Below are 14272 nucleotides of genomic sequence, written 5' to 3'. Positions count from 1 at the left end.
AACGACGAACCGGTTGCATCCATCCGACTGTGTCCGCTGGCGGCGTATTTCGTTGCTTCAGACAGGACACAATCATGGAAATCCCTTTGGGCCTCTGCGCGCCGGCACCCATGCCGGCCATCCCCTTTACGCGAATAGCCGAACTCGTCTTTCCCGAGCAGACCAATCACCACGGCACGTTGTTCGGCGGCGCCTCGCTCGCCCTGATGGACAGGGCAGGCTATATCGCCGCCACGCGGTTCACGCGCCGGCGCATGGTGACGGCTGCCATCAATGATGTCGCTTTCGGTAAGCCCGTGCTGCCAGGGCAGCTTGCCGAACTGTCCGCCCATATCGTGAAAACGGGCCGGAACAGCTGCGACGTGATGTGCGAGCTTGTCGCCGAAGACCTGTTGACCGGCGACCGGCAGAGGGCCGTGAGCGGGCGCATGGTGATGGCATCGATTGGCGAAGCGGAAGCGCCAATGCCGCCGCCGTCGGCCGTCGCTTCGCCGCCGCCTGACGACAATCTCACGCAGTTCGTGGAAGTCGTCTTTCCCGACACCAGCAATCACCGCGATATCCTGTTCGGCGGGGAAGCGCTGTCGATGATGGGCAAGGCCGCCTTCGTCGCTGCGACGCGCCATTGCCGCATGACCGTGGTGATGGCCGCCTCGGAAGAGGTTGAGTTCCGCTGCCCCGTGAAAGTGGGCGAGTTCGCCATTCTCACTGCGCGCATCCTCATGACGGGCAAGAGTTCCATTCGCGTCGGCGTCGATCTCGATGTCGAGGATCCGATGACGGGCGATGTCCGCTCCAGCGCCGTGGGACGCTTTACCATGGTCGCACTGGACGACAAGGGCCGTCCGGCTCAGGTGCCGCCGCGTCTCGATTGACCGGATCGGGGCGCGGAACGACGGATCATCGCAAGTGGCGGTGCCGGTGAGCCCGGCGTCGCGCCCCTTCCTTCATCTGCACCGCCGCGACACACAGAAAGAGGAATCATGACCAGATCAGCCACACTCGGCTATCCCCGTATCGGCCCGAGGCGCGAACTCAAGAAAGCGCTGGAGACCTATTGGTCGGATGGCGACACGCAGGCGCTTCAGGAAACAGCCGCTGCCATGCGCGCCGCCGCATGGGCTACGCAGAAAAGCCATGGCATCGACTACATTCCGAGCAACGACTTTTCGCTCTACGATCAGGTGCTCGACATGTGCTGCCTTCTCGGCGCGATCCCCGAGCGTTTCGGGCGCGTGGACGGCGATGTCGATCTCGCGACCTATTTCGCCATGGCCCGGGGTGCGCAGGACGGCAAGCGTGACGTCGCTGCGATGGAAATGACGAAATGGTTCGATACGAACTATCACTACATCGTGCCGGAACTCTCGCCGCAGACGAGTTTTCGCATCGCCTCGCGCAAACCCTTCGATGAATTCGCCGAGGCGAAATCGCTGGGCTATGCGACGCGTCCCGTGCTGCTGGGGCCGGTCTCCTTCCTGATGCTCGGCAAGGCGACGCAGGACGGCTTTGCGCCATCGGAACTTTTGCCCGCGCTGTTGCCGGTCTATCTGGAGGTGCTGAAGGGGCTCGCGGCCCAGGGCGCGGAATGTGTGCAGCTCGACGAGCCCTGCCTCACGCTGGAACTCTCCGACCGCGAGCGGGCCATCTACCGTGAGACGTTCGAGCGGATCGCCCGGGAGGTGCCGGAACTGTCAATTCACCTCACTGCTTATTTCGACGAACTGCCGGTGGACAATCGCGATATGGCCTTCGCATTGCCGGTGGCTGCAATCCATCTCGACGCCGTGCGTGGCGCTGAAACGATCGAAAGCGCCATCGACGCCTTTCCCTCCGACAAGACATTGTCGCTCGGCCTGATCGACGGGCGGAATATCTGGCGGGCCGATCTCGAGGCGGCGCACAAGCTGGCACAGCATGCGCTGGCGCGGATGGGCGACGACAGGCTGATCCTCTCGACCTCCTGTTCGCTTCTCCATGTCCCCTATAGCCTGGAGCTCGAAAGCGGGCTGGATGACGAACTCAAAAGCTGGCTCGCTTTTGCGCAGGAAAAGCTCGGCGAAATCGAAGCGCTGACACGGGCGATGAACGAAGGCCGTGCCGCCGTCGCGGATGTTTTCGAAGCGTCTGCAAAGGCGCAGCGCACGCGCTTTGCCTCGGAGCGGACGCACAATCCGAAGGTACGCGAACGCATGGCGGCCATAACGCCAGATATGGCGCATCGCAAAAGCGCCTTCGCTATGCGGCGTAGGACGCAGTTGGCGCATTTCGCATTGCCGAAGCTGCCGACGACGACCATCGGTTCCTTCCCGCAGACGAAAGAGGTACGCCAGGCCCGTGCGAAGTTCCGCAAGGGTGAGATGACCGGCGAAGCCTATGAAGAGTTCCTGAAGGCCGAAACCGAACGCGGTATTCGCGTGCAGGAAAAGCTCGGCCTCGACGTGCTGGTGCATGGGGAGTTCGAGCGCACCGACATGGTGGAATATTTCGGCGAGATGCTGGACGGCTTTGCCTTCACCAAATTCGGCTGGGTGCAGAGTTACGGCTCGCGTTGCGTGAAGCCGCCGATCATCTTCGGCGACGTATCGCGGCCGCATCCGATGACAGTGGAATGGTCGGCCTACGCCCAGTCGCTGACCGAAAAGCCGGTGAAAGGCATGCTGACCGGGCCGGTGACGATCCTGCAATGGTCCTTCGTGCGCAACGATCAGCCGCGCTCGGAGACGTGCCGCCAGATTGCGCTCGCCATCCGCGACGAGGTGAACGATCTGGAGGCGGCGGGGATCGGCATGATCCAGATCGACGAACCGGCCTTGCGCGAAGGGCTGCCCCTGCGCCGCTCACGCTGGAACGAATATCTCGACTGGGCGTCGGAGTGCTTCCGTCTTTCCGCCTCCGGCGTGAAGGACGAGACGCAGATCCACACTCATATGTGCTATTCGGAGTTCAACGATATCATCGAGGCGATTGCGTCGCTGGATGCGGATGTGATTTCCATCGAGACATCGCGCTCGCGCATGGAGCTTCTCGATGCTTTCGTGAACTACGAGTACCCCAACGAAATCGGGCCGGGCGTCTATGACATCCATTCGCCCCGCGTACCGAAGACCGAGGAGATGGCAGACCTGCTCCGGCTGGCGACAAGCCGCCTGCCGGCCGAACATATCTGGGTCAATCCGGATTGCGGGTTGAAGACGCGCGGCTGGCCGGAAACCGAAGCCGCGCTGGGCACCATGGTCGAGGCGGCAAGGAGCCTCAGAGCAGAACTCGGCGTCGCCGCCGAGTAACATCGGGAGAGGGCGGTCCGATGGACCGTCCTCTTTAAAGCACGTCGACAGGGAAACGATCCGTCGGCGCGCGCATGCGAGCGGCAAGGGCTCTCTGCCGTTTCATCTCGCCATGGGCTGAAAGCGTGGGAAGAAGCACGGACAACCCCGCAAGGCGCGTAGCCCTCGGAGGTTTGGCCGGCTGTCCTTCGGAAGAAGGGGCGCGGGGCAGAATTCGAACCGCACATGTTCCTACATGTGACATGTGGCATGTGTAGGGGCGGCGCTTGTCCCACCCCGCGCACGGCATTTTCTCGTGCTTCGACGCAGGCACTTTTTCAGCCCGCATGCGTCCGGCGAAGCCGGGGTTTGTCACGCCCCGGGTTGCGGATGCCGCCCGGCCCTCCGCGCTGCCTGACAACCCAACAGCGCCCCGTCGATGAAGGCCGGTTCCATCAATATGGGGGTGCGTGAGAGGGGGAGGATAAGTTTTTCTCTCCTTGTGCCGAACGATATGCCTGCGCGATCCTCATGGAAAAGAGCGAGGGAGAAACGCGACGGCGGGCCGGAGGCAAGGCGATTGTTCGGTCCCGCTTTTCGATACGACCGCGCTCCATGCGAAAGCGGCGGTCGAGCGGACGCTGAGAGAAACGCGCTGACCGAAAACGGGGCAACAAAAAGGGCCGGTGTCGCCACCGGCCCTTCTGAACTCGTCGGCTGTGAGGCCGGACGGGTCGGGATGATTACATCATGCCGCCCATACCGCCCATGCCACCCATGCCACCCATATCAGGCATGCCGCCGCCGCCACCGGCGCCTTCGGCCTTCGGCTTTTCGGCGATCATGGCTTCCGTCGTGATCAGCAGGGCTGCCACGGAGGAGGCGTCCTGAAGCGCGGTACGCACGACCTTGGTCGGGTCGATGATGCCGGCCGCGACGAGGTCGATATAGGCCTCGTTCTGGGCGTCGAAGCCGTAATTGGCCGCCTTCGACTCCAGCACCTTCTGCACCACGATCGAGCCTTCGACGCCGGCATTTTCGGCGATCTGGCGGATCGGGGCTTCAAGCGCGCGCTTCACGATGTTGATGCCGGCCTGGATATCGCGGTTCTCGCTGGAGAGCTTGCCGACAGCCTTGGCAGCCATCAGAAGGGCGGTGCCGCCACCGGGGACGATACCTTCTTCCACCGCGGCGCGGGTCGCGTTGAGCGCGTCATCCACACGGTCCTTGCGCTCTTTCACTTCCACTTCCGTGGCGCCGCCGACCTTGATCACGGCCACGCCGCCCGCGAGCTTCGCAAGACGCTCCTGCAGCTTTTCGCGATCGTAGTCGGAGGTGGTGTCTTCGATCTGGCGACGGATCTGGGCGACGCGCGCCTCGATGTCCTTCTTCTTGCCGAGACCGTCGACGACCGTGGTGTCGTCCTTCGTGATGGAGACGCGCTTGGCCGAGCCGAGCATGTCCATCGTCACGTTCTCGAGCTTGATGCCGAGATCTTCGGAGATCACCTGACCGCCGGTCAGCACCGCGATGTCTTCCAGCATAGCCTTGCGGCGATCGCCGAAGCCCGGCGCCTTCACGGCCGCGACCTTCAGGCCGCCGCGCAGCTTGTTGACGACGAGCGTCGCCAGGGCCTCGCCCTCGATGTCCTCGGCGATGATGAGGAGCGGACGGCCGTTCTGCACGACCGATTCGAGGATCGGCAGCATCGGCTGCAGGCTGGTGAGCTTCTTCTCGTGGAGAAGGATGAAGGGCTCGTCGAGCTCCGCCACCATCTTGTCGCCATTGGTGATGAAATAGGGCGACAGGTAGCCGCGGTCGAACTGCATGCCTTCCACGACGTCGAGCTCGGTCTCGAGAGACTTGGCTTCCTCGACCGTGATCACGCCTTCATTGCCGACCTTTTCCATCGCATTGGCGATCATCTCGCCGATTTCGCGCTCGCCATTGGCGGAGATGGTGCCGACCTGGGAGATTTCCTCGTTGGACTTCACCTTCTTGGACCGCTTGGTGATATCCTCGACGGCGGCTTTCACGGCCTGCTCGATGCCGCGCTTCACATCCATCGGGTTCATGCCGGCGGCAACCGACTTCGCGCCTTCGCGAATGATCGACTGGGCGAGCACGGTCGCGGTGGTGGTGCCGTCACCGGCGGTGTCGTTGGTCTTGGACGCGACTTCCTTGACCATCTGCGCGCCCATGTTCTCGAACCGATCTTCCAGTTCGATTTCCTTGGCGACGGACACGCCGTCCTTCGTGGTGCGCGGGGCACCGAAGGACTTCTCGATCACGACGTTGCGACCCTTCGGGCCGAGCGTCACCTTCACGGCATCCGCGAGAATGTCGACGCCATGCAGCATCTTCTCACGGGCATTGCGCCCGAATTTTACTTCCTTGGACATATTTCTACGTTCCTTGTTGTTGGCTCATGGATCCTGTCGGCGCGGGCAACGAAAAAAGGCCCGCGGGCCGTTACATCGGACTTGCGAGCCTTATTCAGCAGCCTTCTTGGATTTGCCTTCGAGCACACCCATGACGTCGGCCTCTTTCATGATGAGGAGGTCTTCGCCGTCGATCTTCACTTCCGTGCCCGACCATTTGCCGAAAATCACACGGTCGCCGACCTTGACGTCGAGCGGCACGACCTTGCCGTCTTCGCCGCGGGCGCCCTGGCCCACCGCGACGATCTCGCCCTGGGAGGGCTTTTCCTGAGCGGTCTCGGGGATGATGATGCCACCGGCAGTCTTGGCCTCTTCCTCGACCCGGCGCACGACAACTCGGTCATGCAAAGGACGGAATTTCATCTCTTGCGTCTCCTGTTTCGGAACCGCCGAACTGGCGGGAAACCCTGGATTTTTTGGAAGCTGTTAGCACTCGAGGAAAGTGAGTGCCAATAGCTCCGGCGAGAGATAGGAGTGGGCCGGCGGAGTGTCAAGCGTGGAGTGGCGATAAACCGCTGCAACGACTCGGGTTTTTCGGCCCGGGAAGGTACGCGTTTCGGCCCTTGGAGAGGGGGGCGGCGCCCGTCAGGCCCTGAGGCCCCTGAGCGTCAGACGGACGATATTGGCGAGCGTTTTGCGGAATTCCGCCTCGTCCGGCGCTTTCTCGGCCCCATAGGCGGCCGTGACCAGCGTCGCCGCTGCCGTTTCCGCCGTGAGCCCGGCAGCTTTCGGGTCGAGTTCCCCGCTCTCCATGCCCTTTTCGATCAGCCTTGCCATGACGGCGCGGAAGGTCGTGTCCACCTCCGTGAAAATATCGTCGGGGAGCTGGTGCTGCGGATCCAGCAGTTCCGCCGCATGGGGGCTCGAATAGATCCACCGCCAGACGGCGCCGAGCTTGGCGTCCAGCACGCCCAGAAACTGTTCCTCGAGGGGCAGGTCGCGGGCGGCGGCCTCCCGGACCGCCTCCAGCATGCGCGTCGCCAGCATTCGGGCGATAGCCTCGAAGAGCTCTTCCTTGCTGGCGAAATAGAGATAAAGCGTCCCCTTGGCGACGCCGGCGGCCCGGGCGATATCCTCCATGGAGGTGCGGCGATAGCCGTAATGGCGAAAAAGATCGAAAGCGGCGTCGATGATCGTCTCGCGCTTGTCGCTCGATGTCTGCCTGGACATGTCCCCTTTCGGGGCCGCCATACGCTGTTTCACGGCCAACGGGTGCTCCCCCGAGCTCTCTCCTGCGCCGCTCTCTGACACCCAGTCCCCCCGGAGAGCGCGTACGCCAATAACGATAAGTCTGCCTATCGCATACACCACTGGGAATGCGCTGTCATGGCGCTGCGTCGATATGCGCCTCCGCATGGACAAAAGATAATAATTTGCATGTATTTTCATGTCGCGCCCGCCGGCCCTTGCCGTCGCCCGCTGCGTGTTTAGGATGGCGCGCCAAAGTGACGGCCGCTGCGCCGACCAGCCAATCCGGAGAGCCTGTAACCATGTCGAACGCCCTGCAAACCGCCCGTGAAATGATTGGCAAACAGGGGTCGCGACAGGCGATTCCGACGCCGGCCCTGATCCTCGATCTGGAGGCGCTGGAAAAGAACATGACCGTCATGGCCGAGCATTGCGCGAAAAACGGTCTCGGCATTCGACCCCACGCCAAGACGCATAAATGCGCATCCATCGCCAAACGGCAGATCGAGGCGGGCGCGGTCGGCATCTGCTGCGCCAAGCTCGGCGAGGCCGAAGCGCTTTTCGAGGCGGGCGAGGGAGCGATCGAGAGCATCCTGCTCACTTCGCCCGTGGTGACGGGGCAGGGGATCGAGCGGCTGATCGACCTCAATGCCCGTATGCCGGAGCTGATCGTCGCCGTGGACAATGCGGAGAATGTGCGGGCGCTGGCCGCGGCCGCGCAGGAAGCGTTGAGCGACGGCCGGGGCAAGGCGCTCAAATGCATCGTCGATCTCGATGTCGGCCTGCACCGCACCGGCATCGCGCCGGGCGACGACGCTTTCGAGCTGGCCGAGCTGGTGGACGCGGCCGACTCTCTCGAGCTGATGGGGCTTCAGGCCTATGCCGGGCACCTCATGCATATCGAGGATTTCGAGGAACGCCGCGAGAAGTCGTTGGCCTGCATGAAAGTGCTGGGCGAGATGCGCGACCGGCTGAAGGCGGCGGGCCTGCCTTGCGGCATTGTGAGCGGCGGCGGCACGGGCAGCTACAACATCGATCCGGAAGCGAAGGTGCTGACCGAGCTTCAGGGCGGTTCCTACATCTTCATGGACAAGCAGTATAACGACGTGCCGATCGAAGGCGGCGCGCCCATGCCCTTCGACACGTCGCTCTTTGTGCAGATGAGTGTGGTCTCCAACAACACCAAGAACCTGGCCACGACGGATGCGGGCTTCAAGGCCTTCTCCACCGACGCCGAGCCGCCCATGCTCCATGCCGGCGCGCCGGAAGGGGCCGGTTACTTTTTCTTCGGCGACGAGCAGGGCGGTATCCTGCTTCCCGAGGGGGCCAAGCTGCCATTGGGCGCGACGCTCACCGCCGTCACCCCGCATTGCGACCCGACCGTGAACCTCTACGACGCCTATTTCGTCGTGAAGGGCGATGCGCTGGTCGATATCTGGCCCATCGAGGCCCGCGGCAAGAGCGCCTGAGTTTTGTTCAAACCGCCGTCCCGGATCGAAACCGGAAGGCGGTGCGGTGGCCTCGCCCTTCGAGACGCGAACTTGCGTTCGCTCCTCAGGACGAGGATTTCATTCAGGGCAAGTTCCTCGTCCTGAGGAGAGCCGTCAGGCTCGTCTCGAAGGAGGAGGCCCGATCTCCTCTCATATCGTCATGCCGGGCCTGACGCGGCCTCCTGCGACCGTCATATTTTTATTCGCGCTCATGGAAGAGATCGGGGCTCGGCTTTGTTAAGGTGACACCGAAACTATCCTGTCTTGTCTCGAAAGGAGAGCCTGTCATGCGGATCGGAATTCTCACAGGCGGTGGCGACGTGCCGGGTCTCAACCCCTGCATCAAGGCGGTGACGCGACGGGCGAGCGAACTCGGCTGGGAGGTGGTCGGCTTCCGGCGCGGCTGGGCGGGGCCGCTGGAGTGGAACCCGGACGATCCCGAAGGCAGCGAGAAACACCTGATGCGGCTTGATCCGAACGCGGTGCGCACCATCGACCGCACAGGCGGTACGGTGCTGCATTCCTCGCGTACCAATCCCGGCAAGGTGAAGGAAGAAGACCTGCCCGATTTCCTGAAAGGGAAATTCGAAAAGAACGACAAGGGGCTATACGACTGCACGCCTCATGTGCTGCGCGTGATGGAGGCGCTGAAGGTCGACGCGCTGGTGCCGATCGGCGGTGACGACACGCTGTCCTATGGGGCGCGGCTCCACCAGGAAGGCATGAAGGTAATGGCCGTGCCGAAGACGATGGACAACGACGTTTTCGGTACGGATTACTGCATCGGCTTTTCCACCGCCGTCTCGCGCTCGGTGGAGCATATCACCTCGCTGCGCACTTCCACCGGCAGCCATGAACGCATCGCGGTGATCGAACTCTTCGGGCGCAATTCAGGCGAGACGGCGCTTATCGCAGGCTATCTGGCCGACGTGGATCGCGCGCTCATCGCGGAAGTGCCCTTCGATGTAAACCGCCTTGCCGATCAATTGCTGAAGGACCGCGCCGCCAACCCCTCCAACTATTCCATGGTGGTCGTCTCCGAAGGCGCCCAGATGCAGGGTGGGGAGATCGTGGAGCGCGGCGAAGCCGACGCCTATGGCCACCGCAAGCTGGGCGGTGTCGGCGAGATCCTGGGCGAGGAAATCAAGCGCATCACCGGTGTCGGCATCGTCAGCCAGTCGCTGGGCTACATGATGCGGGCCGGCGCCCCGGACGCGCTGGACCTGATGGTGGCCAAGAGCTACGGCACCATGGCGGTCCAGCTTCTGGACGAGGGCAAGCACGGCCTGATGATGGCGATCCGCGACGGCAATTACACCACCGTTCCGGGCGATACCTGCATCAAGGGGCAGCGCCGGGTGGACGTGGACGCGCTTTACGATACGCAGGCCTATCGTCCGCGCATCGCCAGGGTGACCGGCATGCCCATGTTCCTTTATTGAGGACGCCGGCTCGACTTTCCGCTTGCGGAATGCTTGAGTTACATCATGGCCGAGGGTGAACAAGCAGCCGTTCTCTCCGACAGCGTGCAGGATTTCGCGAGCAGCGCGGTCCGAATGCTGGAGACGCTCTGGAACCGCATAGAGGCAAGCCTGTTCAACTGGCATGCGCTGGTGGAACTCGCGATCATTTTCGCCATTGCCGTTGCGGCCATCGAAACCGGAAAACGGGTCGCACCGAAACTGCGCAGCGCGATCGGAACCGCCTCGCTGCCCCGCTGGGTGATCCGCACACTGGAACACCAGATCCCGCTGGTCGCGGCGCTGAGTGCGCTCATTCTGCTCTGGGTCGCCGCGGCGGCTCTCACGGCAGCCGGTGAGACGTCGGAACTGCTGGGCCTGGCCACGAGCCTGCTCGTCGCCTGGGTGGTGATCCGCTTCGTGGGGGCCTTCATCGGCAGCGCGGTCGTGTCGGCGCTCTTTTCGACAATTGTCTGGATCATCGCGGCACTCGCCATTCTGGGCTGGCTGCAGCCGGTCATGCATGCGCTGGACGCCGCCGCCATCCGGGCGGGGAGTTTGCGTATCTCCGTGCTGATGCTGCTGACCGGGGCGGCGCTGTTCGTTGCGCTGCTCTGGGCGGCCAATCTGCTGTCGAAACTGCTCGAATCCCAGCTCGCCCATGTCGAAGGGATCACGCCGGCCGCCCAGGTGCTGGTCGGCAAGATCCTGCGCATTGCACTCATTACCGTCGCCGTGCTGGTGGCGCTCACCAGCGTGGGGATCGACTTTACGGCGCTCGCGGTCTTTTCAGGCGCGGTGGGCGTCGGGATCGGCTTCGGCCTGCAAAAGGTCGTCTCCAATCTCATCAGCGGCATCATTCTCCTGCTCGACCGCTCCATCAAGCCGGGCGACGTGATCGAGGTGGGAGATGCCTATGGCTGGATCCGCAAACTCGGCGCGCGTTACGCGGCGATCGTGACGCGCGACGGCAAGGAATATCTGATCCCGAACGAAGACCTCATCACGCAGCAGGTGGTGAACTGGTCTTATTCGGACCGCAATGTCCGGATGCATATTCCCATCGGCATTTCCTATCATGCGGATGTAAGGCTTGCGATGAAGCTGATCGAGGAAGCCGCGCTTGCCTGCCCGCGCGTGCTGCGGCTGCCGTCGCCGGTCGTGCGGCTGGTCGGCTTCGGCGACAGCTCCGTCGATCTGGAGCTGCGCTTCTGGGTGGACGACCCGGAAGAGGGCACCGTCAACATAAGAAGCGATGTGCTGCTGCAGGTTTGGGATCGCTTTCACGAGAACGGAATCGAAATTCCGTTCCCGCAGCGCGATATTCATATTGTGTCGGCGGAAGGTCTGAAGGGCACGAGCGGAACGGACTGAACCGTCTTCACTCTTCCTCCTCGGCCGCGCGCTGAAGCTGCATCATCTGACGGGCTTCTTCATTATCGTCCGCAACCGCTTCGAACCCGAAACGCTTGTAGAGGTCCTGGGCGTCATGCGTACTCAGCATGATGCGCCGGACACCGGCCATGGCCGGATCGTTGAGCATGGTGTGGATAAGCCATTCCCCGAGACCTTGCCCCCTGTGAACGGGGAGAACATAGACGTCGCTCATCCATGCGAAGCGGGAAAGGTCCGTCACCATGCGGCCGATACCGGCCTGTTCGCCTTCCGGGGAAAAAAGGCCGTAGGCACGCGAATTCATGATGCTGTCCCACAGCGCGGTCTCCGGGACGTCATGGGCCCAGTAGGTGGCTTTCAGCATCTTCGTGATCGCTTCGCGATCCAGACGTTCCTTGTCGAGGCTGATCTCGAATCCCCGGCGGACCCACTCTGCGTTACTCATAAGATATACGAACTCGTTTCTTGTTATTCGGCAGCGATACTATTTCACGCTGAATCACACGGCGCCAGCCCGCTGAGCGAATTTCCACGCCGTTTGAGCAAGAGGTTTGACGCGCGCGGCCTGTTCCTCGGCATGGGCGCTGGACGCCGTGCCGTCGCGCACGCGGCCGACAATGCCTTGCAGGATGCCGGCGAGCTTGAAGAAATTGAACGCGAAATAATAATCCAGATTGTCGATACCCGGACGATTCGTCCGCTCGCAGTAGAGCTGCACATATTCTTCCAGCGTCGGAATGCCGAGCGACTTCAGATCGGCGGTCGCGATGGTGGCGACACCGGCGCCGTCGCCGATTTGCGGCATGACCCATTGCAGCATGGAGTAGGTGAAATCCGCCAGCGGATGACCGAGGGTGGAAAGCTCCCAGTCGAGGACGGCGACCACACGCGGCTGCGTCGGATGCATCACCGTGTTGTCCATGCGGTAATCACCATGCACGATGCTGGTCGAGCTGTCGTCCGGCACATGCTCGGGCAGCCATTCCATCAATTTGTTCATTTCCGGAATGGTTTCGGTTTCCGAGGCGACATACTGCTTCGACCAGCGCGAAATCTGGCGGGCGAAATAGTTGCCGGGCTTGCCGAAATCGCCGAGGCCGATCTTCTCGTAATCGACCATGTGAAGGTCGGCCATGGTGTGGGCGAGCGATTCGTACATCTTCCGGCGCGTCTCCGGATCGAAGCCGGGCAGCATCGGATCCCAGAGAACGCGGCCCTCCACCATATCCATGATGTAGAACATGGTGCCGACGACGTCTTCGTCCTCACACAGACAATAGGTCTTCGGCGCAGGAAAGCCGATGGAGTGCAGCGCCGTGATGACCTTGTATTCGCGGTCCACCGCATGGGCGGAGGGGAGCAGCTTTCCCGGCGGCTTGCGGCGCATCACATATTTCCTGCCGGGCGTGACGAGCTGATAGGTCGGGTTCGATTGGCCGCCCTTGAACTGGCGAACCTCCAGCGGTCCCTCGAAGCCCTCCACATGCGCCTGCATGTATCGTTCGAGTTTCGTTTCGTCGAACTTATGCGTCTCGGCCACTTCCTTGGTGCCGGAAAACATGTCCTGCCGGTTTTCTGCGCTCTCGCTCATGCGCTCCTCCCCTTCAATGCTTTCTTGTTTTCTGGTTCTTCATTCTGAAAATCCAACCGGACGTTTGCCCCGACGCGGCCGATATGTCAGGCCGAGCCCGTTTCGCGCGCGATGGCGCGCCAGCCAATGTCGCTACGGCAAAACCCTTCCGGCCAGTCGATGAGGCGTACCGCTTCATAAGCGCGCGCCTGCGCCTCGGCGACGGTTGTGCCGGTGGCCGTCACATTGAGGACGCGCCCGCCGGTCGCCAGAAGCCTGTCGCCGTCGCGCGTCGTTCCGGCATGGAAAATCTGCACGCCTTCGAGCGCGGACGCCTTGTCGAGCCCCCGAATCTCGGTGTTCTTCGGATAGGCGCCGGGATAGCCTTTCGAGGCCATGACCACGGTGAGCGCGGTCTCGTTCTTCCAGTCGAGGGCCACGCCGCCCAGCTTGCCGTCGGCGGCGGCGAGGAGCGCGGACAGAAGATCGCTGTCGAGGCGCATCATCAGCACCTGGCACTCCGGATCGCCGAAACGGGTGTTGTATTCGATGAGCTGCGGTCCCTCCGGCGTGATCATGAGACCGGCAAAAAGCACGCCCTTGAACGGAAAACCCTTGGCGCGCATCGCCGCGAGCGTCGGATTGACGATCTCTTCCATCACGCGCTCGCACATGGCGCCCGTCATCACCGGCGCCGGGCTATAGGCGCCCATACCGCCCGTATTCGGGCCCTCGTCATTGTCGAAGACGCGCTTGTGGTCTTGCGCGGCGACGAGGGGCAGGGCGAGTTCGCCATCGCAAATCGCAAAGAAACTCGCTTCCTCGCCTGTCAGGAATTCCTCAACGACGACTTCGGCACCGGCAATGCCGAAGCGGCCGCCCATGATGTCGTCGATCGCGGCTTCCGCCTTGTCCACCGTCTCGGCGATGATCACGCCCTTGCCGGCGGCCAGACCGTCCGCTTTCACGACGATGGGCGCGCCGCGCTCCCGGACGAAGGCCTTGGCGGGCTCGGCTTGCGAAAAGCGCCCGTAAGCGGCTGTCGGAATGTCGAATTCGGCGCAGATGTCCTTGGTGAAGCCCTTGGACCCTTCGAGCTGCGCCGCCCCGGCGCTCGGCCCGAAAGCCTTGATGCCTTCCGTCTCCAGCCGGTCCACAAGGCCGTTCACCAGCGGGTCTTCGGGGCCGACCACGACGAAGCCGATCTCCTTGTCGCGGCAGAAGGCCACGATGCCGTCGAAATCGAGGGGAGAAAGATCTGCGGTCGTCGCGACCTCTTCGATGCCGCCATTGCCGGGCGCACAGTAAAGAGCATCGCAAAGGGGGCTTTTCGAAATCGCCCAGCACAGCGCATGTTCGCGGCCACCGGAGCCGATCACGAGGATATTCATCAGGCTGTCTTTCCCTGGTTCCGCCCCATATCGGATATGGCCGGCGGCACGAAATTCCTGCTCCGGCCGCC

At 62.7% G+C, this 14272-nt stretch carries 11 protein-coding genes; 5 read left to right on the top strand and 6 right to left on the bottom strand.

What is annotated here, in order from left to right:
• Window positions 1–74: 74 nt before the first annotated feature.
• Both FHS78_RS19400 and metE read left to right on the top strand, forming a co-directional pair.
• Window positions 75–875, top strand: a complete 801-nt coding sequence (locus tag FHS78_RS19400) for an acyl-CoA thioesterase (protein ID WP_167093959.1) — start codon at window positions 75–77, stop codon at window positions 873–875.
• Between the two features lie 108 nt (window positions 876–983).
• Window positions 984–3287, top strand: a complete 2304-nt coding sequence (gene metE / locus FHS78_RS10520; protein ID WP_167093957.1) for a 5-methyltetrahydropteroyltriglutamate--homocysteine S-methyltransferase — start codon at window positions 984–986, stop codon at window positions 3285–3287.
• 722 nt (window positions 3288–4009) lie between these two features.
• Here metE and groL read toward each other — a convergent pair.
• From groL to FHS78_RS10505, 3 genes are all read right to left on the bottom strand, one after another.
• Window positions 4010–5668, bottom strand: coding sequence for a chaperonin GroEL (gene groL, locus FHS78_RS10515; protein WP_167093955.1), 1659 nt, complete (start codon window positions 5666–5668; stop codon window positions 4010–4012).
• 90 nt (window positions 5669–5758) lie between these two features.
• Window positions 5759–6070 (bottom strand): co-chaperone GroES, encoded by a 312-nt coding sequence (gene groES, locus FHS78_RS10510; protein WP_167093953.1) that lies wholly within the window; start codon window positions 6068–6070, stop codon window positions 5759–5761.
• Window positions 6071–6292: 222 nt separating this feature from the next.
• Entirely contained in the window at window positions 6293–6877 is a 585-nt protein-coding gene (locus FHS78_RS10505) for a TetR/AcrR family transcriptional regulator (RefSeq protein ID WP_167093951.1), read from the bottom strand.
• Window positions 6878–7197: 320 nt separating this feature from the next.
• Here FHS78_RS10505 and FHS78_RS10500 point away from each other — a divergent pair, with 320 nt between their 5' ends.
• The 3 genes from FHS78_RS10500 to FHS78_RS10490 all read left to right on the top strand — a co-directional run bounded on the left by FHS78_RS10500 (window position 7198) and on the right by FHS78_RS10490 (window position 11219).
• A complete protein-coding gene (locus FHS78_RS10500; RefSeq protein ID WP_167093950.1) occupies window positions 7198–8364 on the top strand; it encodes a DSD1 family PLP-dependent enzyme in 1167 nt (388 codons plus the stop codon).
• Window positions 8365–8672: 308 nt separating this feature from the next.
• Complete coding sequence (locus FHS78_RS10495) at window positions 8673–9827, top strand: 6-phosphofructokinase (RefSeq protein WP_167093948.1); 1155 nt, start codon at window positions 8673–8675, stop codon at window positions 9825–9827.
• A gap of 45 nt (window positions 9828–9872) precedes the next feature.
• Complete coding sequence (locus FHS78_RS10490; protein ID WP_167093946.1) at window positions 9873–11219, top strand: mechanosensitive ion channel family protein; 1347 nt, start codon at window positions 9873–9875, stop codon at window positions 11217–11219.
• Between the two features lie 7 nt (window positions 11220–11226).
• Here the strand turns inward: FHS78_RS10490 and FHS78_RS10485 are convergent, their stop codons facing one another.
• From FHS78_RS10485 to purD, 3 genes are all read right to left on the bottom strand, one after another.
• Complete coding sequence (locus FHS78_RS10485; RefSeq protein ID WP_167093944.1) at window positions 11227–11685, bottom strand: GNAT family N-acetyltransferase; 459 nt, start codon at window positions 11683–11685, stop codon at window positions 11227–11229.
• 54 nt (window positions 11686–11739) lie between these two features.
• Window positions 11740–12831, bottom strand: a complete 1092-nt coding sequence (locus FHS78_RS10480) for a phosphotransferase family protein (protein WP_167093942.1) — start codon at window positions 12829–12831, stop codon at window positions 11740–11742.
• An 86-nt stretch (window positions 12832–12917) separates the two neighbouring features.
• On the bottom strand, window positions 12918–14201 hold the full coding sequence (gene purD / locus FHS78_RS10475) for a phosphoribosylamine--glycine ligase (protein WP_167093939.1): 1284 nt from the start codon (window positions 14199–14201) through the stop codon (window positions 12918–12920).
• Between the last annotated feature and the right edge of the window lie 71 nt (window positions 14202–14272).

The sequence above is a fragment of the Parvibaculum indicum genome (assembly GCF_011762095.1).
Classification (GTDB): domain Bacteria; phylum Pseudomonadota; class Alphaproteobacteria; order Parvibaculales; family Parvibaculaceae; genus Parvibaculum; species Parvibaculum indicum.
The sequence above is the reverse complement of the archived record's forward strand: the minus strand, read 5'-3'. Positions and strand labels throughout refer to the sequence as shown.